This is a genomic window from Peribacillus sp. TH14, assembly GCF_016651145.1.
GTDB classification, from domain to species: Bacteria; Bacillota; Bacilli; order Bacillales; family DSM-1321; genus Peribacillus; species Peribacillus butanolivorans.
The window spans coordinates 420338-446838 of record NZ_JAEKEK010000001.1; the positions used below are offsets into that span (position 1 = coordinate 420338).

A 26501-nucleotide genomic window follows, 5' to 3' on the forward strand; every position below is an offset into this window, starting at 1 on the left:
AAGCCCTCCAACATCTTTCATTCTATTAGGATATACAGCGTCTCGCTCCTTAAAGCACACTTCCTATCCTAGTACGGAAAAGCAATTAAGCTTTATTGCCTTTAAACGTTAAATAATTTGTTAAATGATTGATGGCAAGTTCAATTGCTTTTTCATCCGGAGTTAACTTAGCGTGGTGTAAACCGTATTCGGATGAAACCCCTAGCCAGAACATGAAACCTGGAATTTCCTTTAGCATGTATCCAAAATCTTCACCAGTCATCGCTTCGGTACAGCGATATAAATAGACCTCTGATGACTGCTCCGTATATTCCATAAATTCCTGTGTCAACTGCTCCTCATTATATACCTGATGGTACATCGCGCCATAGTCAATCTCTGCCACGCATTCAAAACCCGCTTGAATACCATCTACAAGTGCTTTAATCCGTGACTTAACCTTTACCATTGATTCAGGATTAAGCGTGCGTATTGTCCCTTCTAAGCGCGCTGTCTCTGCAATGATATTTTGGACGGTGCCTCCGGTAATCTTTCCAACAGTTATGACAGCTGAATCAAGCGGATTCACATTGCGGGAAACGATAGTTTGTAGTTGCCCGACAAGTGAGCAGGCAGCGATGACCATGTCATTTGTATGATGAGGGTAAGCTGCATGCCCACCTTTCCCTTTCAGGTCAATAAATAATTCAGATGTGTTGGCAAATAAAAGACCTTCTTTAACGGCAATCGTTCCAACCGGATACTCTGGAGCTATATGCAAAGCAAGAATCATATCCGGTTTCCATTTTTTCATCGTTTCGGATTTCAGCATTGGTTCAGCTCCACCAGGCCCCTCTTCCGCCGGCTGAAAAATAAATAGTAAGTCATCATCAATCGGGTTTTCCACAAAATATGTCAAAACTCCTAGACCTATGCTCATATGAAAATCATGGCCACAAGCATGCATATAATCCTCATGATTAGAAGTAAAAGGTAATCCAGTTTCCTCTTTAATCGGTAGACCGTCTATATCCGCACGATAGCCAATTATTTTTCGGGGGTTCCGTCCCTTTATTTTCACAAATATCCCTGTTCGCCAAGTCTCTATTTCCATTCGCTCTAACGCCAATTTCGTTATGTAATTCAGTAGATATTGCTGCGTTTTAAATTCTTGAAAACCTATCTCCGGTATTTTATGCAAATCACGCCGGATGGCGGCAAACGGACTTGTTTCCATCTTATTCCCTCCCTATACAGAAAGCGTGGATATAGTTATCCACGCTCTTGACACCTATTTACTTTAGAAATTAAAGTTGACGAAGTTCTTGCATGATTTCAGTTTTAGATTTAGTTTTTTCGTCAATTTGTTTAATCACTTTTGCTGGAATACCAGCAGCCACCGAGTATGGAGGAACGTCTTTCGTTACAATTGCGCCTGCCGCTACAACTGAACCTTGACCGATTTTTACACCTTCAAGAACAACTGCATTAGCTCCGATTAATACATCGTCTTCTAATATAACAGGTTGCGCGGAAGGAGGCTCAATAACACCTGCTAAAACAGCGCCTGCACCTACGTGACAGTTTTTACCCACTGTTGCGCGTCCACCAAGTATTGCGTTCATGTCAATCATTGTGCCTTCACCAATAACAGATCCAATATTGATCGATGCGCCCATCATGATCACTGCGTTATCTCCGATTGACACTTGGTCACGGATAATTGCGCCAGGCTCGATACGAGCTTTGATGCCTTTTAAGTCCAATAAAGGAATAGCGGAATTACGACGGTCGTTTTCAACTACATAATCCTCAATTTTTGTTCCAGCTGTCTCAATAGCCACTTCAACTTCAGACCACTCACCGAATACAACTCCGGTATTACCTGTAATGAAAGTTTTAGAAGCTTGACCAAAATCTATGCCTTCTAATTCACCTTTGATATATACCTTTACAGGTGTTGATTTTTTACTATTTGAGATAAAAGAAATAATTTCGTTTGCATCCATTTTATTCATTCTCGAAAAACCTCCTAAATATGTATCATTACTCGTCTTTAATTTACCAGACAACTGACGGCAAGACAAGTTGAATGTCATTGATATATATTATTCTACCCCATTGACATTTTCGGCAAATGAACTATAACATTCCTTGGTCCCTAATATGCTCTTTCACTACTTCTGTGAATGCTTGGACCTGCTTAAGCTGAAAAGCAGAATCATAGCCACAAAGCCATGTATCTCGTTCAATTGAATGATTATGCCCATCTAAAAGGGGGATTTTGAATATATTTGTATCTTTATCATGTAAAGTGATTGCTGGGAGAATAGCATATCCTATCCCATTAAACACCATTTGTTTGCATGTTTCGATTTGATCGACCACGATGGTGTTTTTTGGGGTCGTTTTAAATTGCCGGTGCCACCAGTCCTGAATTTCCTGATAATAGTTTGAATCGCTTTTAAACTGAATGAATGGCCGGTCTGTTTCGAATACTTGGTTCAGTTCCTTCATTTCAGTGTCGACCAAATAAAGCATATCCGTAAATAAATGCTGTTTTACCCCTTTCCAATCTGGTGCTCCCCTAATGATACCAATATGTACTTGGCCTTCATACAAGGACTTTAAAATCTCACTGCTCCAGCCCGTGATTAAAGAGATTTTGGCATACGGATATTTTTGGACAAACTTTTTCAAAACTTGAGGCAGCCAATTCTGTCCTACTATTGAGGCACAGGCAATTTTCAAAGTACCATATACTTCATGATCCATCGCCTGGATACTTTCTCTAACCTTTTCTTCTTTTTCTAAAACTTCATTGGCCAAACGAATAACTGCTTCTCCAGCAGGTGTCAACGAAAGACCTTTTTGCGAACGGAGAAACAGCTTTGAGCCCCATTCCTTTTCAATCGTTTGTAAACGCTGAGATAAAGCAGGTTGGGAAACAAATAACCGTTCAGCTGCTTTTCTCATATTCATTTCCTGAGCAAGTACGGATAATAAATGAAATTCTGAAAATGACATACACACCAGCCTCTTGATAATTAATTCTTATCTTGTTGATTAAATTTATTTAAATTTAATTATCAACAAAGTCCGCTTATAATACAAGAGAAAAGAAACGGAGTGGTACCCATGACGATCATTTTATTGCTGATTATCAGTTTTACAGCATCCTTTATAGGCACATTGGCCGGAAGCGGCGGATTAACTGGTATGCCTTCACTTCTTTTGATTTGACAGTTGCTTTGATTATGAATTTCATTTCTTAACACATGGCAGCCTCTTTAGTTAGACTGCCACAGGTCTACTGTTTCTTGCGTAGTCTCGTCAGTAATATGAAGCTAATTACAGAAAAGACTAGGACAATGAGATAAATCGTGTGTAGCGACAATGTAAGTCCTTCCTGTAAAACCTTCACAACATTTTCAGGAAGCAAAGCCCTTTCTTTACTGTTCAATAGCTTATTTGCGGTGTCAATTGTCACTCCCGAATTGACTGGTGCATGCTCGTTTAAATATGCTTGAAGCCTTGTATTCATAATTCCCCCTAGCAAAGCAGCTCCAACCGTATTTCCTAAATTACGCATGAACATATTCGAAGCAGTCGCAATCCCTCTACGTTCCCAACTGACCGTTTTCTGAATAACAACAATGAAGGAAGTCGAGGTCAAGCCCATCCCCACACCAACAAAGAAGGATCCCATCGCAGCGATAAGCGGCCCTGCCTCAGGCTTCATCAATACTAAAATCGAACTTCCGAGAATTAGCGAACACCCTCCAAGAAGCGAAGTTGTTTTAAAACCTATTTTCAACAACAGTCTACCTGAAACCATAGATGCAATCGGCCAGCCAATTGACATGGCGGTTAGTGTAAAACCTGCTACTGTTGGAGAACGTTCCATCACTCCCTGAACAAATGTCGGAAGAAAACTCGTTAATCCAATCATCATCACCCCAGTTGTCAAGGAAACAAGATTTGCGATTAAGATGGAGCGCTCCTGCCAGATTTCAAATGGCATCATTGGTTCGGATGCCCTCTTTTCTTGTACAATAAACAAGACAAAGGCTATAACAGCCACTATTACAAGGGAGACAACCGGTGTGGAAGCCCAAGACCACTTTACGCCTCCTTGTACGAGAACCACCATAAGGGTGGATATCGATAACGTCAATAGCGTTGCACCCAAGTAATCAATATCACGTTTTTTCTTTTCGATATTTTCATGAAGGAAGAACCAAATCCCTACAAAAGAAAGTAAGCCAAGAGGAATGTTGACCCAGAATACAAGCTTCCATGTAAGTGATTCAACAATCAAGCCCCCCAGTGCCGGTCCGATTACCGCTGAAATGCCCCATACACTTGATAAATACCCTTGAACACGGGCCCTCTCTTCATTTTTATAAATATCCCCCACAATTGTTGAAGCAACAGGTGCTACTGCCCCCGCCCCAAAACCCTGTACAAAGCGATAAATAATGAGCTCCGTCATCGAATTGGAGAAACCGCAGAGAATGGAACCAATTAAGAAGACAATAATTCCAAATAATAAAACAGGTTTCCTTCCAAGAATATCGGATAGCTTTCCATAAATTAAGACTGTCACGGCGTTCATTAGCAAATATCCAGAAAACACCCAGCTATATAGAGAAAAACCACCCAAATCACTGACAATAGCCGGCATTGCCGTCGAAACGATAGTTCCTTCAATTGCATTCATAAACATAGCCATCATGATGGCAGCAGCTAGGATGAATGGACGTTTCAATTTTTTATTCTGTACTTCCGAAGTATTTACTGATTGTACCAATTTTCGCATCCTTTCCTAAATATGTAATAGCTCTAGGGTTTACCGCCCTCTATATAGAATATGTAAAAACAAGAAAACTCGCCAATTGGCGAGTTTTAGGTAAACTGTACTGTTTAGCGTTGACATATTTATTCAGGTAATGTATTTTGTTTAAATACTTTTTTCAAGATAGCTCTTCTCGTTAGGATTCCTTCAAAAAGGTGTTCATCATTCTCTACACAGACAAACGGATGGTCAATTAACAATTCTACACCTTTAGTCAAGGTATCTTCAATATGCAGGCGAGGTATGTCTATATTCATAATTTCGGAAACTTTTTTATTCTCTAGATTATCAAATTCAATTCGTTCCAGTCCCAAAATCGAGTCAAGAATGACTGGTGTGCTAATTAAGCCATGCAGTTTATACATCGGATCTAACACAGGAATGGCCGTATAACCGCTCTTTGTTAATACCAATAGTGCATGTTCTAAATTATTGGTTACCTGCACGTGGGCCACGCGTTCAGAAGAAATCATTAAGTCTTTCACGCTGGATTCCAATAAATCCCCATCATGAGTACCGATCATGTTAAAACCCCTTACCATATGTTTTTATATACAGCTCTTTTTCTAGTTTAACATATGTAAGCAGAAAAGACTCATTCCAATACCTATAAAATCCCAAACTGAGGATTCTCTAAAGAAATACTTAGCCTTTACTAGTTTTAATGTTAACCTGTTTAAACCCGCATTCCGGGCATTGATATATTACATTTTGGTTGGACTGTGCCGTCAATACATCTGCCATTTCCCTTTCCTCACCGCAAGCAGGGCATATTACCATAGGGTTTTTCATTTACATCCCTCCAATTATTAAGGTGTCGTAAAAATCCCTTCTTCATACACGAAGTAAAAAGTGAGTTGATTTTTCAATAATAAAAAGCCGTATTCCCAAAAGGAATGCGGCTTTTTTCGTAATCTTTTTAAGATTGAAGAAGATCAAAGATTTCAATGGTAATCATATCAATATTATCGAACTGATATTTGGATGATTTCCCTTTATCACTGTATACTTCAAGCTCGAACATTTCTGTTTTGCTGAAATATGTAACCTGGCATTTTTTCACGCCATCTATTTCAAAAAAACGCTGAGCAGATTCAGATTCCTTTGCTTGCTCTTGAAGACTTTTTAATCTGGTAAGAATGCCCTGTAATTGAGACATACTCACTCTCCTTTCTGAATAAAACCTTTTCGATAGGTTTCACTATACCATACTTTTCTATCCAGTAGCCACGCTGAAATAAATTCAGAATAATTTAAAACTTCATTCTTTACATGACACTATTAACAGAATAAAATAAGGATTGGATTTTGTACATAAAAAATTTCCTGGAGGTAGATTCTATTGCAAAACTTTAGTGAACTTGGTTATCGGATTTATTTAATCGATGGTTTTGATTTGAATAGAAAGAATCGGACAGGTACATATGTAATTGCCGATAAGGACATAACTTTAGTTGAAACGTCCGCCAGCCCATCTATCCCCCATTTATTAAAGGGACTTGATGACCTGGGAATCACCCCCGAGGATATTACATATATCATTCTTACCCATATTCACTTGGACCATGCAGGGGGAGCTGGACTTTTTTTACAGCATTGCCCGAATGCCAAAGTAATTGTTCATCCAAAAGGAGCACGACATCTAGAAGACCCGACAAGATTAATTGCTGGAGCTAAAGCAGTCTATGGTGAAGAATTCAACAAACTTTTTGACCCGATTTTGCCTATACCGCACGATAAAATGATTATTAAACAAGATAGGGAATCTCTTCAAACGAGCGACTCGTCTACATTGACCTTTTATGACACTCCAGGGCATGCCAATCACCACTTCAGCATATTCGATTCTGTTTCAAAAGGTATGTTTTCCGGTGATACAGTAGGTATTTACTATCGTGAGCTAAATGAAGATGGCATTGAATTTTATCTACCTTCCACATCACCAAATCAATTTAATCCTGAAGCGATGCTTGCTGCAGCAGACCTGTATGCGAGTATTGGAGTTGAACGGATATATTTTGGCCATTACGGCGTATCGGAAAATCCAAACGAAGTTTATAAGCAACTTCATTACTGGTTGCCTATTTTTGTTGAGACAGCAGAAACAGCCTTCAAAGAATACACAAGCTTTAAGGAGCAGGTCGCCGCAACCAGCAAAAATATATTCAATACAGTCGCTACTCATTTAGGAGAAAAGGGCATCACAAAGGATCATTCCGTTTTTGAAATAATTCGCCTGGACCTTAAGGTCTGTTCTATGGGTTTGATTGACTACTTGGAAAAACGCGAAAAGAATAAATAGGCAGACATATAATGTATATCTCTATTCAAATGGAAGGGTATTCTCTATAATTAGAAAGTACTCACTTTAAGCATACCTGGAGGAATGAAATGAAAGACGTTACCCTTTATACCCAACCGGATTGCCCTCCCTGCAAGATCATGAAAATGTTCTTTGATGATAACAATATCGAATATAAAGAAAAAGATATTAAAGCAGATGGGAATGCACGTAAAGAACTAACAAATAAATATGGCGCTTATTCCACGCCAACTGTCGTAATTGATGGAAAAGCTATTATCGGCTTTGAACTTGACGAAATCAAAAAAGAACTGAATATTTAACAACAAAAAGTCTAAAGAAGGCCTGAACCTCCTTTAGACTTTTACCTACTTTATATTCCCCCATCTTCTTCAAATAGTTTAGGCGACTACAAAAGAAGCTTTTGTTTGGTGTGCTCTTTATTTTAGATTTTCACTTTCATACCTCACGTCCGCTACCTTCCATTCATTATTCACTTTTTTCAAAGTAACAGATTCAACATGTTTACCCGTTGAAACAGGTCCATCCTCTGATACTGGGAATTCTTCCTGAACATAAATGAATTCACCGCCCTTACCATATACGACTTTTGTATTCTCATCGTAACTAAAAAATGGAATATAATAGGGAGCAAAATCAGATCCAGATGCAGTAAACCCTCCATTAACTTTCACCACATTCGCTTCGACAAACTTCTCGATGAAATCCTCGGAGAAATGGGTATCCAATTTCTCTTTAATCGCTTTTTTCGTGCGTACTTCCTCACTGATTGATCCTTGATTCACCAGTGCCTCCTGTACAAAAGAGAGCACTTCTTCTCTATGTAAGCCCTCCGCAGAAACTGTGAACCCACCCCCTAAAAAAAGAAAAGCACCCGCCATGCACGCAACTAAGTATTTCCTCATACTATCATCTCCTAGTTATAGATTGTCTTCGAATGGATATGTTTATTGTCTATGCTTTTCAATACCCGAACAGAACAAAGCCAAAACAAAAAATACTAGATCAAAGTGCATTCTGAAACCTAATTAAACATGTCTTACTTTTTTGTATTAAAAAAGAAGATTTCATTGTACTGAAATCCCCTTCTCACTCTTTTATTGAAATGCATAGTAAAAAATAAAACCGGCAATTAAAATTGTTCCAATGAAGAGAGAAACAAAAACCGGGTTCCTTAAATAAGGATGTTCTTTAACAGATTCATCGATACTTGAATCATATCTCTCTTTTACTTTCTGTGTCTTTGCTACAGAATATGTATAAAAGAGCAGATATAACGCCATGATTATTACGACTATGAGTAGAATCCAGATATACGTGCTCAAAATATGTCTCCTCCAAGCGCATTATTTTTGCTTATCGTTACACATTTTGAGCAATTATATACAATAGTTATTTTTATAACAATGCTTCATTTTCGTATAGATAGCTATATGATAGATCAAAGAATATGTATTCCTTATTATTCAATGGATAAGAAAAGGTTCGAATGGTTTCTCCTGTTTCAATATCACTGTATAAATCAGATAGAATTCCTTTTTTTCATTGCGCATCTTGACGATATTTTCTAGGAAATAAGGTCGCCAGCTCCAATTTTTATTCATATAATTAGGCTGTACTATCCATTGCCCATCCTTATTAAGAATATTAGGGGATTTTTGATATCCCTCTTCATCACAAATATAAAGACGGAATCCTACTGAATCTAATTTTTTTGCCAAAATCCCGAGAAATTCTTCATGTGAGCCAACCCGCTTTTGCTGTTTTAAAAAGGTTTGCATATTTTCGTTGAATTGCAAAGTCTTTTGATAAACAGCTTCCAGCTTTTTTGTTTCTAATGAAATAAAGGACTGGCATTCTTGATGGAATTTTTCACGAAGTAAATCTTTATTAATGAACTCGCCGTCCGGTTTAGCCAAAAAATAACCTTGATAATAACGGCCTCCGTTCTTCCAAGCAAAGCGGAGCTGGTACTCAGACTCAATGTTCTCAAACAATAAATTGGCGCCGATTTTACGAGCAAGCATGCTTAGAGAAAAAAGGATGACCTGATACGCATCTCCACCTGAAATACGGAGTTGGTTTAAGTTAACTTTTAAAATATTCGGAGAAATCTGTGCAATTTGATCAAGCTGGGTATCTTTCCCTAAATGATCGAAAGCTATTTTGATGCCATATGTTTTAAAGTAAGCGAGAACATGCTGTAAAGGATCAAAGTTTTCCGCACTGATGGTGTCTGATAATTCCAGAACAATCCGATGCATTTCTTCCGGTTGAAAATGACGATGCAAAATCTCCATGAACTCTTCTCCATGATCTAGCATAAGCATATTTGGATCTCTGTTAATAAAGATAAGAAAGTCTTCCCCATAGTCCTTTATTCTTTCAAGGGCTATTTCTAGAACGTAATTATCCACTTCCACTCTATACTCTTCCGGCACAGAAGAATCGTGAAAAAACGTGCCAAGACTTTTATATTCTGACTGTTCCTCATAGCGTCCTAAAATTTCATAACCGATAACTTGATGCTGATCTGCGCTGAAAATCGGTTGAAAGAATGGTGTCACCCTGTCTAAATTCTTTAATATTTTTTCTGCATCCATGATGTATTCCTCCTAATTACGAAACACCAATATGCAAAAATTATACCATTAGTTTCTATTGTTGATAATAAATAATTTTAATTCCTACCCAATAACTCCTTTTTATTTTAGTAATATTTTCAGCCTCCTAGTTGTTTTCAAATAAAAAAAGATTTCCAATGAAAAAAGGCATTGTCCATTTACAGAACAATGCCTTATGCATTAAAACGGAAAAAACCATGGAATCGTGATGACCATAATAACACCGATAAAGACTTGTATGGAAATCCCAATCAGGATAAAGTCCTTATACTTATAATCGCCTGCTGTCATGACAAGGGCATTTGTCGTAGCAACCCTTGGAGTGGATAACGACAGACTGCCTGCAACAGCAAGACATAGAAACACAGGAACAGGATCAATTCCTTGATTCACCGCGGAAGTTAAAGCAATAGGTGCCATGATCACTGTCGCTGCTCCATACGGGATAAACTGGCTTAAAATTAAAGTCAGGAGATAAAAAACAGCTAATACACCATGTGCACCGATATTACTGAATAGCACTGCCAGCCAATCACTTATCATTCTCACGCCACCAGTATTGTCCAATGCAGCTGTTATTCCAAACATAGCTGCAATTAATAGTACAGGCTCCCAATTTATCTTTTGATAGGCATCCTCCATGGAACGGACACAGCCGGTGACTACCATCAACAAAGCAGCCGTCAATACCGATAGAACAGCAGGAATAGACTCTATCGACAAAAGTATGACCATTAGTGCAGTAATGCATAAAGCAATCCATGCTTTAGCCTTAGATTCGACTGTTAATCCATCATCTGAGGTGCTGCCTATTACAATAACATCCTGTAAATCCGAGGAGATCCTCTCGATGTTTTCCCATTCTCCATGTATCAGAATTGCATCGCCAGGTTTTAGCCGTTCAGTACCAACATCCGCTTGAATATATTCACCATTCCGATTAATTGCCAATACATTACATTGATATTTTTCACGAAAATGAACGTCAATTAGTGTCTGATTCTCATAATCCGAATTCGGAACAATCAAAATTTCAGTCAATCCAAATCTACTGCTCAGAAAATGTTTTTTTATTTGTTCAGTGTTAAAGTGTTTAAACTCTAGTTCATAGTTAAGCGCCAATCTCTCAACAGATTCTTCCTCTCCAAACACCAGAATAATATCATCAGGATGAAGTACTTCATCCGCTCTGGCCGATATCGTTAGTTGTTTTTGCAACAGCGGCAATTGCTTATCTTTTGGTTTCCGCTGAATTTCGATCAAAGTTAATTCATACTGAATAGGAAGCTGTAGGTCGGACAACCTTTCTCCAACAATATCGGAAGTAGCAGGTATGTGCAGATAGTGCAAACGGTCATACACTTTGTACATACCAGCAAGTTCCCCTGCAGACAACCCTTTTACACTATTGTTGGCTGCAATTGTTTTTTCCGGAAGTAACAGACGGCCAAGCGTTAACATAAAGAATAGACCCGATGCAAAAGCGATTAAGCCTATAGGTGTAAAATCAAAGAAAGATAAAATTTCTATACCGTTTTGCTTTAATACATCAGCTACAATCATATTGGAGGGTGTTCCAGTCAGTGTTAGCAGCCCACCAATACTACATGCATAGGCAAGTGGCAATAAATACCTTGTCGGGCTAGTTTTTTGTTGTAAAGCCATACTCATTACGAGCGGGAGCAAAATGGAAACAATACCTGCGCCACTTAAAAACGCACTTAAAATTCCTGCCGTCACCATGACAATTAACAGCGATTTCCATTCACTTCCACCACAAAAGCCTAACAGCTTATTTCCCGCTTTCTCTACAATTCCTGTATTTAACAGACCAGCCCCTACGATAAATAATCCCGCAAGCATTATTACGACTTGATTCGCAAACCCAGCTATAAGTTCATCCAATGTAAGTATTCCCAGTAATCCCAATATTGCTAATGCACCAAGTGCAATTAAATCCGCGCGAAATTTTCCTTGTATAAAAAGCGCAATTGCGCATAGAAGTATAATCAGTGTAATAAACATTGGTTCGATCATCATGTTACCTCCGTATAGATGTTCAATTTAAAACCGGATATTCTTAAACTCCAGTTTACATGTTTTTCATATGCGTATAGAAGATATTTTCTTCATTTTATGTATATTGTTTGTTAATATGAGGAAGTAACATTTTAAAATTAGATAGGTTGATTAATTTGAGTGAATCCATTTCCCGAAGAACATTCTTAAAAAAAGGCCTTCGCACATTGGCTACCGTAACCGGATTAAGTATTGGCGGAGGGTACTATGCCCACAATGTGGAACCAAAATGGTTAGAAATCAAGCATAACATTATCAGCCACCCTCTTATCCCAAAAGGTTTTCATGGTATGAAAATGATTCAATTCAGTGACACTCATTTAGGCTTTCAATTTCAGCTTAATGATTTACAAGCAATTGTCAATAAGATAAACCAATTAGATCCGGATGTTATTTTATTTACCGGAGATTTAATGGACGAGCCTAATAAATACAATGCTCAACAGAAAATCCCGCCTGTTTTAAATCAGCTCAAAGCGCCTCTTGGAAAGTTCTGCATCTACGGTAACCATGATCATGGGGGGTATGGCTCTGAGATATACAGCGATATCATGAAGAAATCCCATTTTACCATGTTGCAAAATACCTCTACTAAGATTTCATTACTAACGGCTGAAGAAATTTACATAGCCGGGGTAGATGATGCGATGCTTGGACAACCAGATTTTGAAAAAGCCCTTTCAGGAATTCCAGAAGAAGTGTACGTCATTATGCTTTCGCATGCTCCTGACCTTGCTGACATATCAAGTAAGTACAACATCAAATATCAAATAAGCGGTCACAGTCATGGAGGCCAAGTACAAATTCCTTTTGCAGGAGCCCTTGTCACTCCTCCATATGCAGAAAAGTATCGTGAAGGCACGTATGAAATTGATTCGTTAACATTACATGTTAATAGAGGGCTTGGCACAACTCGGCTTCCGTATCGTTTTCTTTCACGTCCTGAGTTAACAATTTATGAATTCCAGGCAGAATAGTGAGATGAAAAGTACACAGAGGAAAGTCGCCAGACTTATTAACAAAACCTGTGCGAAGAAAACAACTGGTTACTCTTCATTATTCCTAATGTATCCTTTTGAATTATAGCATTAGAAGAATATTTGAATAACCAGGATTTTTTTACCAGAAAGACATGGAGTAAACAAAATAAAAAGTTATATCATACTTAAATAGCCACATAGGAAAGTACCAATACAACCTAAAACCGACACTGTTACATAGATAAGACTTTCTATGTAACGGTGTTTTCTCATAAGTTCGAGCGTTTCCATACTGAATGTGGAAAATGTCGTAAATGCTCCTAAAAAACCAATTGTAAGAAAAGCTTGCAACGATAAAGCCCAATCTTCTTTATTAGGAAAGATGATTCCTAAACCAAAAGAGCCTATTAGATTAATCAGTAAAATACTAATAGGAATGGAGCCTGTTGGCAACAGCTTATTAAAAATAATTTGTAATACATACCTCGAGGCAGCACCCAAAAAACCTCCAATAAAAACTGAAAGAACCTGAATCAAACGGTCTCACCTCTTCGTCTATCAAAAAAGCTCAGTCCCAGAAAACCTGCAATTAAACCAAATAAAACCGTGGCTCCCAGATACATTCCTGTATAAATCAATGATATCTGCAAAAGATTCACTATTTCCTGTGAAAATGTGGACATCGTGGTGAATCCCCCACATAGCCCACTGCCCAAGGCTAAAAAAACAAGCGAATTTTTCTTTGTAGCAAAATAGCCGTTTAACAATCCAAGTATAAAGCTTCCTACTATATTAATTAAGAGGGTTCCAAATGGGAAGAAGGAGTGGGCAGTTGTCAAGATAACTAAATAACGCAGCAACGCTCCGACTGCTCCTCCAAAACCTACGGCCAAAACACTTTTAAACCGTAACATTGTAATCACCTCAAATTTTTTCTCACAAGTAGATTCATTATAACAGATTAAGATGATACAGGCTCTTTTCTGAAAAAAAACCATACTATGTAAAGAATTTGAGAAAAGGAGGCTATTTATGCAAACACAGTATTTTCCTTACTACCCCTATCCACAAACTATAATGCTACAGAATGAATACCGAAATGCATACGCGAATGAATACGGAAATGAATATGGACCTGAACATTGGAATGACGAACGATTCTTTCCTTTCTTTCCTTTATTAGCGCCTGTTGCTTTTGTTGCAGGATTAGCAATAGGCCCCTTGCTATTCAACAACCGTCCACTTTACCCGCCATATCCTCCTCCCTATCCGCCCGCTTATCCTCCTTATCCTGCTTATCAAGGTTTTCAGGGCTATCCGCAACAATTTGGCGCACAGGCTGGATATCCGCAACAATTTGGCGCACAGGCTGGAGTGTCTGAAAATATTAATATATACACACATTAACGATTGCACAGAAGGCGTCATGAAACGCCTTCTTTTTTCTTTTCCATATAGTTGGTACAACCTGTTTCTCTAGTCCCCATTCTTAATGAATGATTGGTGTGAAATAGAATTTTACTTCCTTATATATTTTGAAGTGGTATAATATGAAATGCATAGATGGTAAAGTGTTGGGAATGGATTGTCATCCCCTAGAGATGTAAATGCATTTATTTCATATTATAATCAGGCTCTTAGGCACCGTCTCTATTTATTATTACTATAAAAGCAGGAAATTATTGAAGGAAGCATGTTTCTTTCCTTCTCACCTTATGAAGAAAAGGAGTTTCTATAATGAACCACACGAAAGGACATTCTGAAATGGATGAGTTTTCGATTAACTCCCTTGCCCAGGCCGTGTTTATTGTAAATAAACATGCGAAGACTGCATTGGAACCTAAAAATTTATATAATTTAAAACGGCTTGCATTAAACAAGCTAATGCAAGAAGGAAAAGCGAAGAAGATTGGACTTCATTTCTCTGATAACCCTCGCTTTGCCGCACAACAATCCGACGTAATTGTCGAATGCGGATCATATGTTTTTCACCTACCTCCTACTAAGGAAGACTTGAAAAATCTACCCCACCTCGGCAGCAGGGCAGCATCCATACGGAACCCTAAAGCCTCCTTGTCATTATCCAAGGCAAAGCAAATCTTACAAACTTACGTTGGACAAGCAGGTGAAAAGCAGCCGAACTCTACCAATACTGAGAAAAGGCCTTACGGACGGGGCCCGGTCAAGCAGCCATTTCATAATCCATTCCCCTCCTCTTTTTTAGGAAAAGGTTCCAAGTATTAAAGGGTAAAAATTGGATAATAAAAACGGGACGAGAGATTATACACCCTCGGCCCGTTTTCCAATACTATAAAACAAATTTGTCTATCAAATCTATTAGAGCAGCAATTTCAGGTTTGCTGATTTGTGCATCAGCCCTGACGACTTGCCCTTTATGGCGCAGGCTATCCGTAATCAATGAGGAGAAAATAATGACTGGCAATACAGTAAGTTCGCTATTTTCCTTGATTCTTCTAGTTAGATGATGACCGTCCATTTGAGGCATCTCAATATCAGTAATCACCAATTGCACTTCTTCAACAACCTGCTTTCCTGATTCGATCAAACTCTCTAAATAATTTAATGCATCTAGCCCATTTTCATAAAACACTAGGTGTTTAAACCCCGCTTCTGACAATGTATCAAACAGTAGCTTTCTCAGTAATGGAGAATCCTCTGCAATAAGTATTCTCTTTTCTGAATTTTGCCGGTGACCCAGCTTTTTGACCTGCTGGACGCTGATTCCTGAATCCGGATTGATTTCAACCACTACTTTTTCAAAATCAAGTAATAAAATCATTTCACTGTTTAATTTTATTACACCGATAATCTGACTTTCCAATCCCTGATACATATCCGAAGGCTTTTCAATTTGAGTCCAAGAGATGCGGTGTATCTGTGTCACCGTATGGACATGGAACACCACTTTTTGCTGATTGAATTCAGCGACTATGAATTTATCTTGCTCTGGTGTTCCCGATGCTGGAAATCCTAGGGCATCCGCTACATTTACAACCGGTAGTACCTCCCCGCGAAGCTCAATAATTCCTTCAACATTTGGATGTGAATGAGGAACAAGCGTGATATGTACTGGATTAATGATTTCCTTTACCTTAATTACATTAATGCCAAATTTATTCTTTCCTATGCCGAATTCAACAATCTCTAGCTCATTCGTTCCACTTTCTAGTAAAATCCCTTTATTTGCTTCCATTGCTTTATCTCGCCCTTCCCTTACTTTTTCATATATATCCATTATCTAATAAAATATTTTTTTTGGTCAAATAGACCTACGATGATATTTTAAATGAACTCATACCTAATAATTCGGTTTCTTTCGTCTTTTGTTTAGTGCAATGGTAAGAAAAATAGAATCAAGAAGAGATTATCTATTTAAGCCAAACAAAAAAAGGGAGCTCATATCAGAGTCCCCTTTTTTCCATGATCATTTTTTGACTACTACCGTTCCTGCAATCATATCGTGAAGTGCCTGTTTTTTCGATGTAAACCCTGCCATGATATAGCCGATATAAAAGATCATCCCTGATATGATCGTCGCAAAATAACGCCCTGTAGCTCTACCAAACCCTATTCGTCCTCCATTTAAATCCGTCACTTTAATATTTAGGAGTATTTTTCCGACAGTCGCCTTGCCATTTCGAGGAATGTAATAAAGTATAATAAAGAAAGCTTATAAGTAAAGATAAAAATAGAATGATAATTGCTCCTGCCATGAAAACGAATATATCACTCAATGATGCCTCGTAATTAGGATCGATTGTCGATTCCTGTAATTCCATCATCGCGCCACTCCAAAAAATACTTACAATAACCGATATGATTCCGGTAGGGATTCCGATTATAATACCATCAATAATATTCGCGCCAAAGCGCGACCAAAATCCAGCATACTCTCCTCTTTCCACTGCTGGCCTTTCAACAACCCCAACTTCCATTCAAACACCTCATATTCATAAATTTGGTATTTTATTCTTTTTTTAAATTATATCAAAATAAAGTATCAAATTAATATAGATTTCATTGAAAAAGCTGATTGGCTGGATATTTTTAGCTCTTTCTTGATCTTTTTCTAGGATTCAGCCAACCTTTTTTAACAAAGTATAAAAACATCATCAGCGCAATTCCCCCCATCATTCCGAGGACCAGGAAATAGCCATAGTGCCAGTTTAATTCGGGCATATATTGAAAGTTCATCCCATACACACCTACTATAAAAGTCAGCGGCATGAAAATGGTAGTAATGACAGTCAAAGTCATCATCGTCGAATTCATATTATTAGAGTTAACAGACAAATAGCTATCCCGGATATCAGATGAAAAATCCCGGTATGATTCCAACATTTCCGTTAATTTAAGTAGGTGATCGTAAACATCATTAAAATACAGATGCTGATCTTTTAAATAATTTAGCCGCTCGGACGAAATCATCCTGTAAAGTAAATCACGCATCGGTAGTATAGTTCGGCGAAGTTTTGACATATCCGTACGTAAATCAAATAACTGATCCATCAAGTCTGTAATGGTTTCATTTTCGGTATTATCCTCGATACTACTTAATTCGCTTTCCATTTTATATACAGGTGGAAAAAATTCATCGACGATCCGATCAATCAATCTATGCATTAGAAAAAAAGGACCCTGCTTTAGCATGTTATTTTGATGGATTTCCTTCCACACCGTCTCAAGTTCCAGCAGCTCCTCCTTATGAAATGTGACTAACCATTTTTCGCCCACAAACATATCAAGTTCGACAGCTCTAAAGACCTTTTGCCTGAGAGCATGTATAACAATAAATTGGTACTCCTCATAAAAATCCATTTTTGGACGCTGGTTAAAGTCATCCAGACAGTCTTCAATAGCCAGCGGATGAAAGTGAAAATGACTCGATAAAAGTTCAATTTCCTTTTCTGTAGGATTTGAAAAATCTACCCAATACCACTCAATATCCGGATTATTCATTTCTACTAGTGGCAAATCAAAATTGACTTCCTGATCTGAAGTTATAGCGCAAGTCCTTATCATATGTATCAACCCTCAAAATTTTCTTAATTCTCATTATACCTTTATTTCATTAATCTCAAAAAGTATTTCTCCCCCATCCAAACTAAATGATAAAATAGAGTGAATCCGTCAAACATAGTACATAATCTCATGAAGTATGAAAAGGGAGGATATTCATAGATGGAGCATTTAGTAAACCCTCTAGTAAAAGAAGTTCAAATATCAGGAATCCGTAAATTTTACAATATGGTCGCAGATATCGAAGGAACCATTTCCTTAACGATAGGACAGCCAGATTTTCCAACCCCGCTGCATATTAAAGAAGCGGCCAAACAAGCTATTGATAATGATTATACTGTTTATACTCATAATGCCGGTTATTTAGAATTAAGGGAAGCCGCATCTGAATATGTAAAAGATAAATACCAGCTTACCTATGATCCAGCGAATGAAGTCATAGTGACTTCAGGTGCAAGCGAGGGTATCGACGTTACATTCCGGACTATTCTCACCCCCGGGAATGAAGTGATACTCCCTGGCCCTGTATATCCAGGTTATGAACCGATTATCAAAATGTGTGGAGCAGCCCCTATCTATGCGGATACAACCAAAAATGGATTTCGTTTAACTGCAGATATCATTGAACAATACATAACTGATAATACACGATGCATCGTTCTGCCGTATCCTTCAAATCCAACTGGAGTCACATTGTCTGCTGACGAATTAAAGGATATCGCCGAGCTCGTACGGGGCAAAGATATCTTCATTTTGGCGGATGAGATATACAGCGAGCTCGTATTTGATCAAAAACATGTATCGATTGCCACTTATTTAAAGGACCAAACCATCGTCTTAAACGGTTTATCCAAGTCTCATTCGATGACCGGTTGGAGAATTGGCCTTCTATTTGCGCCTGTAGCTATCTCTCAGCATATTCTAAAGGTCCATCAATATAATGTGACCTGTGCCTCTTCCATTTCTCAAAGGGCTGCTCTGGCTGCTTTAACAGCTGGCAAGGATGATGCCCTTCCCATGAAGTCCGAGTATGCCCTGAGAAGAGAATACGTATACAACCGCTTACAAGCAATGAATTTAGAAATAGTCAAACCAAATGGTGCCTTTTACTTCTTTGTGAAGCTGCCTGAAGGTTTCACTTCTTCACTTGAATTCTGTCTCAAACTTGTGAAACAGGAAAAAGTGGCTGTAGTCCCCGGTGATGCTTTTTCTTCACTAGGTGAAGGGTACTTTAGGATTTCATATGCGTATTCAATGGAAACTCTGAAAATGGCTTTAGACCGTATTGAAGCTTTTTTACTTAAGAATAATTGAACAAAAAAGTGGCCTTCAATTGATTGAACTATTGAAGGCCACTTTCCTATTCTTAAAAATTTTCATGCTACTAACAATTCTCCACAAAACTTTTTATTTGGTTAATATAATCTCCGTAAAAACCGAATTTCGCGATAACCTTCTTCCTTATTTGTTGTCGTAAGGCTCACCTCAACGATTGATCCAAGTAAATCTGCCATCACTTCTTCAAATTCCTTTGCGGAGCGCGGCTTCGAATGACCTAAACTTTTTAACTCACGCATCAGAATCTGGAAACCGGCATTTGTTTCAATATGGCTGAATTTCACCGGCAGAATTAGTGGACTTTCATTCATTAATTTTAACTCCCATCGAATGGGCTTTGTTTGGTTAATGGTTTTTTCGCGTTTAAAACCTTCAATCCGGACAATGTATCGGCCATCTTCTAATTCTTGAAATTTCATGTTAATGTCATCGAATTCGCCCATAAACGATCGCTCCTTTTTGTAAAGGCTGTCGCTTTCAGCTTATTCAAAAGAAAGAGAAGGTAGCACTTTATTTATTATAGTGTTTATATAAAGCCTGAGTACCGCTATTTTCCTCGCCAGCCTCTGCAAGGTTCTCATATAAGGATTTGCTCAAGGTTAATCCAGGAGCATCCATTCCCATTCTTTCCGCTTCATCAAGTGCAATTTTCATATCTTTAATAAAATGCTTGATATAAAAACCAGGTTCAAAATCACCTTTTACCATTCGAGGTACAAGATTAGACAATGACCAGCTTCCGGCAGCCCCCGATGATATGCTCAGCAGAACGCGGTCTGGATCCAAACCGGCCTTTTTGGCATAAGAGATCGCTTCAGTAACCCCGATCATATTAGATGCAATTGCAATTTGATTACACATTTTCGTGTGCTGTCCCGATCCCGCTGGACCTTGATAGACAACATTGCTGCCGATGATATCAAAAATTGTCTGAATAGCTTCGAAAGCCTTAATGTCTCCGCCGACCATAATGGTAAGTTTTGCATCCCGTGCACCGATATCCCCTCCAGAAACGGGGGCATCAAGTGCTTCCATGCCTTTTTTCTTCGCTTCTTCAGCTATTCTTACGGCCAAAGAAGGCGTGGAGGTAGTCATATCAATTAAATAGGTACCCTTTTTCCCATTCTCGATAAGCCCATGTTCACCAAGATATATTTCTTCGACATCGCTTGGGTATCCAACCATGGAGATAATTACGTTAGTTTGCTGTGCGATTTCCTTAGGTGTTGTTGCCCATTTTGCCCCCTGAGAGATTAGATCGCTAGCCTTTTCTTTCGTCCTAGTATAGACATATACCTCATATCCTGCCTTTAGTAGATTTCCGGCCATGCTTTTTCCCATTACTCCTATACCAATAAATCCGATTACTGTGTTCATTTTCGTCAAGACCAATCTCCTCAATTCTACTTATATTAATTACTTTATTAAATAGACTTTACCATGCCTCCATCAACTAAATAGGACTGGCCAGTTAAGTATGTATTAGCCCCTGAGACAAGGAAAGTAACGAATCTCGCAAATTCCTCAGGCTCCCCATAACGGCCAAGAGGGATTTTATTTATCGATTTTTCAGTAATTTCTTCAGTAGTGACTCCCTGTTTCTCTGCATTAAATTGATCAAGGTGCTGAATGCGGTCTGTTGCGATTCTACCCGGACCAACCGTATTGATTAATATCTGGTCTGGAGCTAACTCAGTTGCTAACGTTTTTGATAATCCAACAATTGCAGTCCGGAATGTATTCGATAATACAAGTCCTGGAATCGGCTCCTTAATAGACGAAGAAGCAATATTAACAATTTTACCACCTTGTTTTTTTAGATGTGGCAGGCTCTCTCGAATCGTCCGAATGAAGCTCAGTAAATTCAGTTCGAAAGATTGTTGCCATTCTTCATCATTGAAATCAGAAAATGCACCCCCTGGAGGACCTCCAGCGTTATTAATAAGGATATCAATACCCCCAAACTCTACTGCAGTTTGCTCAACTAAGGTTTTAATATCTTCAGGTTTTGTTATATCCGTTACCATATAAGCCACTTTGCCTGCCCCAAGCTGTGATAATTCTCTTTGCACAACCGCAAGTTTTTTTTCATCACGGCTGGCAAGCATGACATTGGCTCCTTCTTTAACTAGTTCTGCCGCTATTGCCTTCCCCAATCCTTGGCTTGAAGCCAAAATCAAAGCATTTTTCTTTTGCAAATGTAAGTCCATTCCAACTCCCCCATTTTCATTAAAATATACTTTCATTATATCGTTTCATTTGAAAAGTGAAAAATCTGAATAATCATTTTTCATGTGTTTTTTTGAAGTTCTCTTAAAACACACAAAAAATTGCCGGTTGGGAAGCCCAACCGGCGTCAAAGGGGAAATGAGAATGTCAGCTGCTCTAATCGAGCTAAACAACTGTGCTTGCTTTTATATACCCACATGGTGTTTCATTAAACATATTTTTAAAAAAGTAATATAAAATTTTACAGCACTTCATCCGAGGATTTCTCTGTGGATGAAGTGCTGACTTTTTTGATTATATATTTACTGCTTTAAGTACAGCTTCTTTCACTTTATCATTTGTATCCATCACCAAAACATCCTGAGACAGTTTTTTCATCTCATCAAGCGAAAGTTGGCTAATCAAGGAGCGTGCTTTTAGAATCGAAGTGGCACTCATGGAAAATTCGTCGAGACCCATTCCGATTAAAATTGGAATAGCTACTTCATCTCCTGCCATCTCGCCACACATTCCAGCCCATTTTCCTTCTTTATGAGCTGCATCAATGACCATTTTAACCAGGCGTAGAATCGCTGGATTATATGGCTGATATAAATAAGAAACTCTCTCATTCATTCTATCAGCAGCCATTGTATACTGAATCAGGTCGTTCGTGCCTATGCTAAAGAAATCGACTTCTTTAGCAAAAATGTCTGCCATAACTGCAGTTGATGGAATTTCAACCATGATTCCGACCTCAATTTTCTCAGCAACTTGGACACCATTATCAAGTAATTCTTGCCTCACTTCTGCCAAGATGGCTTTAGCCTCCCGGAATTCAGATAATGTAGCAATCATCGGAAACATGATCTTTAAGTCTCCGTAGATACTTGCCCGAAGCAGGGCACGAAGCTGGGTCCGGAAAATCTCTTGCTCATTTAAACAGAGACGAATCGCGCGGTATCCAAGGAATGGATTCATTTCCTTAGGAAGCTGTAAATATGGCAGCTCTTTGTCTCCGCCTATATCAAGCGTTCTGACGACAACAGACTTTCCTGCCATCCCTTCCAGTACGGTTTTGTATGCTTCGAACTGCTCTTCTTCACTTGGAAAGTCATTTCTGCCCATATAAAGAAACTCCGTCCGATATAAGCCGATTCCTTCACCGCCATTTTGGCGAACACCTTCTAGGTCCTTAGGCGTGCCGATATTGGCAGCCAGTTCAACATGATGACCATCTTGTGTAACCGTTTGTTCATGAACTAGCTTCGCCCACTCAGCTTTTTGTGAAGCATAGGCTTCCTGGGCCTCTTCATAGCGTTTCACGAGTTCAGGAGTAGGATTAATATGCACTTCACCCTTCAAGCCATCTACAATGATCAAATCGCCATTTACAATGGAATCGGTTACCGATTTAGCCCCAACTACAGCTGGGATTTCTAATGAACGTGCCATAATTGCTGAATGAGATGTACGTCCACCGATATCGGTCGTAAATCCTTTAACGTAAACTGGGTTCAATTGAGCTGTATCAGAAGGCGTCAAATCCTCAGCAATGATGATCACTTCTTCAGCAATCATGCTAGGATTTGGAATATGTACGCCTAAAAGATGCGACAGCACCCGTTTCGTAACGTCACGAATATCTGCAGCACGTTCCTTCATATATTCATTATCCATTTGTTCAAACATAGTAATGAACATGCTTGCAGTTTCATGTAAAGAAAACTCAGCATTGACGTTTTCCGATTGAATTTTATCCTGAATTGGAGTTATAAGTTCCGGATCAGCCAATACAAGTAGGTGTGCGTCAAAAATGGCAGCCTTATCTGCTCCTAAATCCTGTTCGGCTTTATCCCTTATTACTTTTAATTCAACTGTTGATTTTTGAATAGCTTCCTTAAAACGGGATATTTCCGCCTCGACATCTTCTATGCTTCTTTTTTCAACTGATAATTCTGGTTCAATTAGTCGATAGGCTTTAGCGATGGCTATTCCGTTAGAAGCTGCTATTCCACTTATCAAAGTGGACATTATTCTGCTAATCCTTCTCTGTTCAATGTGTCAGTTAGTGTTTTAAGAGCATCATTTTCATCGCTTCCTTCAGCAGAAATAGTAATTTCTGCTCCTTTACCAATACCTAGAGACATTACACCCATAATAGACTTAAGGTTCACTTTTTTCTCTTTATGTGCAAGGTTAATTTCTGAATCAAACTTTCCGGCAGCTTGTACAAGCAATGTAGCTGGACGAGCATGTATACCTGTTTCTGCAGTTACTGTAAATGTTTTTTCTACCATATAAATCAATCTCCTTTAAGATAAAATAACAAAAAATAGGTTATGTAAGCGGTATTCCCTATTCAGTTAGAAAAAGTAACGAAAAAAGAAATGCCCTCTTCCTTTTCAGAATAGCATTATCATACCCAACAAACAAACCAAAACTATCTAGTACCTAAAAAATAGTACAAAAATATGGATAGAACTGCAACTATTACTTTTCAGGTTCTTTAATGTTTAAATGGATAGCTGTGCATTTTTGGTAAAAAAAGCTCTAAAACTCAGCATAATGAAAAGAATCACAGTTAGCGAAACACTGCCGAGAATACCAATCAGTATGGCAATTTGGTACTCAATTGCGATGAGTGGACTGATCCCCGACAGAATTTGCCCTGTCATCATTCCTGGAAGGAAAATAATTCCCATACCAAGCATATTGTTCAGGGTGGGCAGCACGGCTGAATCAAATGCTGCATCGACATATTTTTTGACCGCTTTTGCTGGAGTGGCTCCAAGCATCAACATTGCTTCTACCTTCTCACGATTACTAGTAATCCCGTCATGCAGGTTTTTTAACGCTAATGTAACCCCAGTCATCGCATTCCCGACAATCATTCCTGCAATCGGGATAAAATACCTCGGCTCATACCATGGAGTGAAATGTATGACGACTAGATTAAAATAAAACAAAGCGGCCAAGGGGCCCGTCAGCATACTAAGAATAACCATTCGTTTTATTTTCTTATTAAGCGTAAATGATATTTGCTTAAAAATATTATGGATTGAGAAAAGGGACATCGCACATAAAAACCCTATAGAAAGTAATGGGTTTGGATTTTCAAATATATACGTCAATACATAACCGGCGAGAATGAGTTGAACAGTCATCCGAACCGTAGCGAGAATGATTTGCTTTTCCCGTGAAATGCCGCGCCACTTCACGATAATAAGAAGCAGCACAACAAATAGATAGGCCGCACATAGACGCCAGAACTCAATATCTATTATCCCGTTACTGTCCATTAATAGTCCCCCTCCTTCGTCTTTTTCAGAATGATCATCTTTTCAGCACATATGTCCGCAAGTTGTTTGGAATGGGTAATCATGATGACCGTTCCTTTTCCTCGCTTCACTTCTGCTAAAAATCTGCTCATGACCTTCAATTCTGTTTCCTCATCAAGCGCAGCTGTCGGCTCATCCAGCAAATACACTTCGGGTTTTAACAAAAGTAATCTTGCCAGTGCCAGCCTTTGTTTCTCACCGCCAGACAGAATCTCCGCATCATCGGATAAAGACTTCTGCAATAGAACCGTATCAAGGGCTTTCACGAACTCTGCCTTCGATTTCTTTTCTCTATCTGTCAATTCTAGACCCAATTGAAGATTTTCTTCAATCGTGCCCGGTATAGTGAAAGGTGTCTGAGACAGCATCGTGACTTTACGACGATGCTCTATCGGATTAAGGTTATCTAGCAACTGATCTTGATAAAATACCGAGCCGCTGTCCGGTTCATTTATTCTGTTCAATAATCGGAGCAGTGAAGTTTTTCCGGCTCCACTTTCTCCAGTCAAACACGTAACCCTATTTGCTGAAATTTTCATACTATCAATATTTAAAATACCTTTATATCTAATCTTTTCTAGCCTAAACATACTTTTTCAAGCCTACCTTTCATTATCCACGATTTTATTATAAGAAACATTCGTCATAGTAGATAGTAAAGTTTGTAAAAACTTGATGAGTTTTCATTTTCTTTCCCATTTTAATAGGTTAGTATTATTCCTGCCCACATATCCATGACTACATGGAAAATATCTTTGAACTGGAGGCTTAATAATGAACCGTAATTCCTTATCTCATTCTTATCTGCATGTGCTTCTCCTAATTGCCATCTGCATGATCACTTTATTTGGCTGTCAGGAGGTATCAGATAACCTAACTAATGAATCAACTAAACAAGAGGATTCGACGTCCAATTCAGACACAAAATCCAGCAGCAATTCTTCAAATGAAGAAAAAGGCAAGACGTTCACGGCCAAGATTGTCAGGGTCATCGACGGAGATACAGTAAAAATTAAACTGCCGAGTGGAAATGAAGAAACGGTCAGGCTTCTATTAATAGATACACCAGAAACCGTACATCCCTCTAAGCCTGTTCAGCCTTTTGGACCTGAAGCAAGCAAGTTCACCAAAGAGTTAATGCCTGCAGGCTCGGAAGTCGAAGTAGAAACCGGCATCAGTGAGAGAGATAAATATGGACGGCTGCTAGCCTATTTTTATGTAGATGGAAAAATGGTGAATAAACTCCTGCTTGAAAAAGGACTAGCCCGTGTCGCCTATGTTTATGCCCCGAACACAAAATATATTGATGAATTAGAGGGTATTCAGAAACAAGCCAAAAAAGAAGAAATAGGCATCTGGTCGATAGAAAACTATGCAACCTCAAAAGGATTTGATGATTCGAATACTGAAGTAGTAACAGAGAAAAAAAACGCTAAAAGCACATCTTGCAGTAAACCTGAAATTAAAGGTAATATAAATTCTAAGGGCGATAAAATCTATCACATACCTACTGGCCAATATTACGAAATAACTAAACCAGAAGAACTTTTTTGTACCGAACAAGACGCTCTAAATGCTGGATTCCGTAAATCGCAGCGTTAACAAAATACATCACCCTGAATTATTTTTGCTAGATCTCACATAAAATACAAAAGGTGAAATGGGTACATATCTGTTCTTAGTATTAGTTCCCGCTATGTAAAATTCCAGACTACTCTTCAACTACTCAAG

The 26501-nt window shown here is 38.5% G+C and carries 30 protein-coding genes and 1 pseudogene; 7 read left to right on the top strand and 24 right to left on the bottom strand.

Annotated elements, in window-relative coordinates:
* Positions 1-85: 85 nt before the first annotated feature.
* From JFU50_RS02175 to JFU50_RS02205, 7 genes are all read right to left on the bottom strand, one after another.
* Positions 86-1216 (bottom strand): N-acetyldiaminopimelate deacetylase, encoded by a 1131-nt coding sequence (locus JFU50_RS02175; protein ID WP_201221523.1) that lies wholly within the window; start codon positions 1214-1216, stop codon positions 86-88.
* Positions 1217-1286: 70 nt separating this feature from the next.
* Positions 1287-1997 carry a 2,3,4,5-tetrahydropyridine-2,6-dicarboxylate N-acetyltransferase gene (dapD, locus tag JFU50_RS02180; RefSeq protein WP_053345156.1) on the bottom strand — a complete coding sequence of 237 codons (711 nt, stop codon included), beginning with the start codon at positions 1995-1997 and terminating at the stop codon, positions 1287-1289.
* Positions 1998-2121: 124 nt separating this feature from the next.
* The gene (locus tag JFU50_RS02185; RefSeq protein WP_053345155.1) at positions 2122-3006 is read right to left on the bottom strand and encodes a LysR family transcriptional regulator; all 885 of its coding nucleotides are present in this window, start codon (positions 3004-3006) and stop codon (positions 2122-2124) included.
* A gap of 283 nt (positions 3007-3289) precedes the next feature.
* On the bottom strand, positions 3290-4801 hold the full coding sequence (locus JFU50_RS02190) for an MDR family MFS transporter (protein ID WP_201221525.1): 1512 nt from the start codon (positions 4799-4801) through the stop codon (positions 3290-3292).
* 119 nt (positions 4802-4920) lie between these two features.
* Positions 4921-5361: a cyclic-di-AMP-binding protein CbpB gene (gene cbpB / locus JFU50_RS02195; RefSeq protein ID WP_053345153.1), complete on the bottom strand. Its 441-nt coding sequence runs from the start codon at positions 5359-5361 to the stop codon at positions 4921-4923.
* Between the two features lie 121 nt (positions 5362-5482).
* Positions 5483-5629, bottom strand: coding sequence for a hypothetical protein (locus tag JFU50_RS02200; RefSeq protein ID WP_169787513.1), 147 nt, complete (start codon positions 5627-5629; stop codon positions 5483-5485).
* Between the two features lie 127 nt (positions 5630-5756).
* Positions 5757-5996: a YkuJ family protein gene (locus tag JFU50_RS02205; protein ID WP_034314086.1), complete on the bottom strand. Its 240-nt coding sequence runs from the start codon at positions 5994-5996 to the stop codon at positions 5757-5759.
* 183 nt (positions 5997-6179) lie between these two features.
* Here JFU50_RS02205 and JFU50_RS02210 point away from each other — a divergent pair, with 183 nt between their 5' ends.
* Together JFU50_RS02210 and JFU50_RS02215 are read left to right on the top strand one after the other, a co-directional pair.
* Positions 6180-7139, top strand: coding sequence for an MBL fold metallo-hydrolase (locus tag JFU50_RS02210; protein ID WP_201221527.1), 960 nt, complete (start codon positions 6180-6182; stop codon positions 7137-7139).
* Between the two features lie 89 nt (positions 7140-7228).
* Positions 7229-7462, top strand: a complete 234-nt coding sequence (locus JFU50_RS02215; protein WP_116821754.1) for a glutaredoxin family protein — start codon at positions 7229-7231, stop codon at positions 7460-7462.
* 117 nt (positions 7463-7579) lie between these two features.
* Here JFU50_RS02215 and JFU50_RS02220 read toward each other — a convergent pair whose 3' ends face one another.
* From JFU50_RS02220 to JFU50_RS02235, 4 genes and pseudogenes are all read right to left on the bottom strand, one after another.
* Complete coding sequence (locus JFU50_RS02220) at positions 7580-8065, bottom strand: DUF3993 domain-containing protein (protein WP_201221529.1); 486 nt, start codon at positions 8063-8065, stop codon at positions 7580-7582.
* Positions 8066-8257: 192 nt separating this feature from the next.
* Positions 8258-8485 (bottom strand): hypothetical protein, encoded by a 228-nt coding sequence (locus tag JFU50_RS02225; protein WP_098175462.1) that lies wholly within the window; start codon positions 8483-8485, stop codon positions 8258-8260.
* A 73-nt stretch (positions 8486-8558) separates the two neighbouring features.
* Positions 8559-9763 (bottom strand): annotated as a pseudogene (locus JFU50_RS02230) (EAL-associated domain-containing protein).
* A gap of 201 nt (positions 9764-9964) precedes the next feature.
* Complete coding sequence (locus tag JFU50_RS02235) at positions 9965-11821, bottom strand: SLC13 family permease (protein WP_242485305.1); 1857 nt, start codon at positions 11819-11821, stop codon at positions 9965-9967.
* Positions 11822-11979: 158 nt separating this feature from the next.
* Between JFU50_RS02235 and JFU50_RS02240 the strand changes: the two genes are divergently transcribed.
* Positions 11980-12840 (top strand): metallophosphoesterase, encoded by an 861-nt coding sequence (locus JFU50_RS02240; protein ID WP_056530593.1) that lies wholly within the window; start codon positions 11980-11982, stop codon positions 12838-12840.
* A 177-nt stretch (positions 12841-13017) separates the two neighbouring features.
* Here JFU50_RS02240 and crcB read toward each other — a convergent pair whose 3' ends face one another.
* Both crcB and JFU50_RS02250 read right to left on the bottom strand, forming a co-directional pair.
* Positions 13018-13380, bottom strand: a complete 363-nt coding sequence (crcB, locus tag JFU50_RS02245) for a fluoride efflux transporter CrcB (protein WP_201181625.1) — start codon at positions 13378-13380, stop codon at positions 13018-13020.
* Positions 13377-13757, bottom strand: coding sequence for a fluoride efflux transporter FluC (locus tag JFU50_RS02250; protein WP_056530599.1), 381 nt, complete (start codon positions 13755-13757; stop codon positions 13377-13379). Before JFU50_RS02250 ends, crcB begins: the two co-directional genes overlap by 4 nt.
* 163 nt (positions 13758-13920) lie before the next feature.
* Between JFU50_RS02250 and JFU50_RS02255 the strand changes: the two genes are divergently transcribed.
* Together JFU50_RS02255 and JFU50_RS02260 are read left to right on the top strand one after the other, a co-directional pair.
* Positions 13921-14250 (top strand): hypothetical protein, encoded by a 330-nt coding sequence (locus JFU50_RS02255; RefSeq protein ID WP_397444176.1) that lies wholly within the window; start codon positions 13921-13923, stop codon positions 14248-14250.
* A 330-nt stretch (positions 14251-14580) separates the two neighbouring features.
* Entirely contained in the window at positions 14581-15087 is a 507-nt protein-coding gene (locus JFU50_RS02260; protein ID WP_201221531.1) for a YkyB family protein, read from the top strand.
* Between the two features lie 64 nt (positions 15088-15151).
* Here the strand turns inward: JFU50_RS02260 and JFU50_RS02265 are convergent, their stop codons facing one another.
* From JFU50_RS02265 to corA, 4 genes are all read right to left on the bottom strand, one after another.
* Positions 15152-16057 carry a chemotaxis protein gene (locus tag JFU50_RS02265; protein ID WP_201224989.1) on the bottom strand — a complete coding sequence of 302 codons (906 nt, stop codon included), beginning with the start codon at positions 16055-16057 and terminating at the stop codon, positions 15152-15154.
* Positions 16058-16288: 231 nt separating this feature from the next.
* A complete protein-coding gene (locus tag JFU50_RS30565; RefSeq protein ID WP_446728107.1) occupies positions 16289-16459 on the bottom strand; it encodes an RDD family protein in 171 nt (56 codons plus the stop codon).
* A gap of 1 nt (position 16460) precedes the next feature.
* Positions 16461-16799, bottom strand: a complete 339-nt coding sequence (locus JFU50_RS02270) for an RDD family protein (RefSeq protein WP_242489018.1) — start codon at positions 16797-16799, stop codon at positions 16461-16463.
* A 112-nt stretch (positions 16800-16911) separates the two neighbouring features.
* Complete coding sequence (gene corA / locus JFU50_RS02275; protein ID WP_201181629.1) at positions 16912-17886, bottom strand: magnesium/cobalt transporter CorA; 975 nt, start codon at positions 17884-17886, stop codon at positions 16912-16914.
* 159 nt (positions 17887-18045) lie between these two features.
* Between corA and JFU50_RS02280 the strand changes: the two genes are divergently transcribed.
* A complete protein-coding gene (locus JFU50_RS02280; protein WP_056530612.1) occupies positions 18046-19197 on the top strand; it encodes an aminotransferase A in 1152 nt (383 codons plus the stop codon).
* Between the two features lie 101 nt (positions 19198-19298).
* Here the strand turns inward: JFU50_RS02280 and JFU50_RS02285 are convergent, their stop codons facing one another.
* From JFU50_RS02285 to JFU50_RS02315, 7 genes are all read right to left on the bottom strand, one after another.
* Positions 19299-19664: a hypothetical protein gene (locus JFU50_RS02285; RefSeq protein WP_053345139.1), complete on the bottom strand. Its 366-nt coding sequence runs from the start codon at positions 19662-19664 to the stop codon at positions 19299-19301.
* A 67-nt stretch (positions 19665-19731) separates the two neighbouring features.
* Positions 19732-20598, bottom strand: a complete 867-nt coding sequence (locus JFU50_RS02290) for an NAD(P)-dependent oxidoreductase (RefSeq protein ID WP_201224990.1) — start codon at positions 20596-20598, stop codon at positions 19732-19734.
* Between the two features lie 47 nt (positions 20599-20645).
* Positions 20646-21431: an SDR family oxidoreductase gene (locus JFU50_RS02295; protein WP_201181630.1), complete on the bottom strand. Its 786-nt coding sequence runs from the start codon at positions 21429-21431 to the stop codon at positions 20646-20648.
* A 313-nt stretch (positions 21432-21744) separates the two neighbouring features.
* Positions 21745-23463, bottom strand: a complete 1719-nt coding sequence (ptsP, locus tag JFU50_RS02300) for a phosphoenolpyruvate--protein phosphotransferase (protein WP_056530621.1) — start codon at positions 23461-23463, stop codon at positions 21745-21747.
* On the bottom strand, positions 23463-23729 hold the full coding sequence (locus tag JFU50_RS02305; protein ID WP_053345137.1) for a phosphocarrier protein HPr: 267 nt from the start codon (positions 23727-23729) through the stop codon (positions 23463-23465). Before JFU50_RS02305 ends, ptsP begins: the two co-directional genes overlap by 1 nt.
* A 216-nt stretch (positions 23730-23945) precedes the next feature.
* A complete protein-coding gene (locus tag JFU50_RS02310) occupies positions 23946-24731 on the bottom strand; it encodes an ABC transporter permease (protein WP_201181633.1) in 786 nt (261 codons plus the stop codon).
* Positions 24731-25309: an ABC transporter ATP-binding protein gene (locus JFU50_RS02315; protein ID WP_242486116.1), complete on the bottom strand. Its 579-nt coding sequence runs from the start codon at positions 25307-25309 to the stop codon at positions 24731-24733. Before JFU50_RS02315 ends, JFU50_RS02310 begins: the two co-directional genes overlap by 1 nt.
* Before the next feature lie 235 nt (positions 25310-25544).
* Here JFU50_RS02315 and JFU50_RS02320 point away from each other — a divergent pair, with 235 nt between their 5' ends.
* Positions 25545-26372 (top strand): thermonuclease family protein, encoded by an 828-nt coding sequence (locus JFU50_RS02320; RefSeq protein WP_242485307.1) that lies wholly within the window; start codon positions 25545-25547, stop codon positions 26370-26372.
* The last annotated feature ends 129 nt before the right edge of the window (positions 26373-26501 follow it).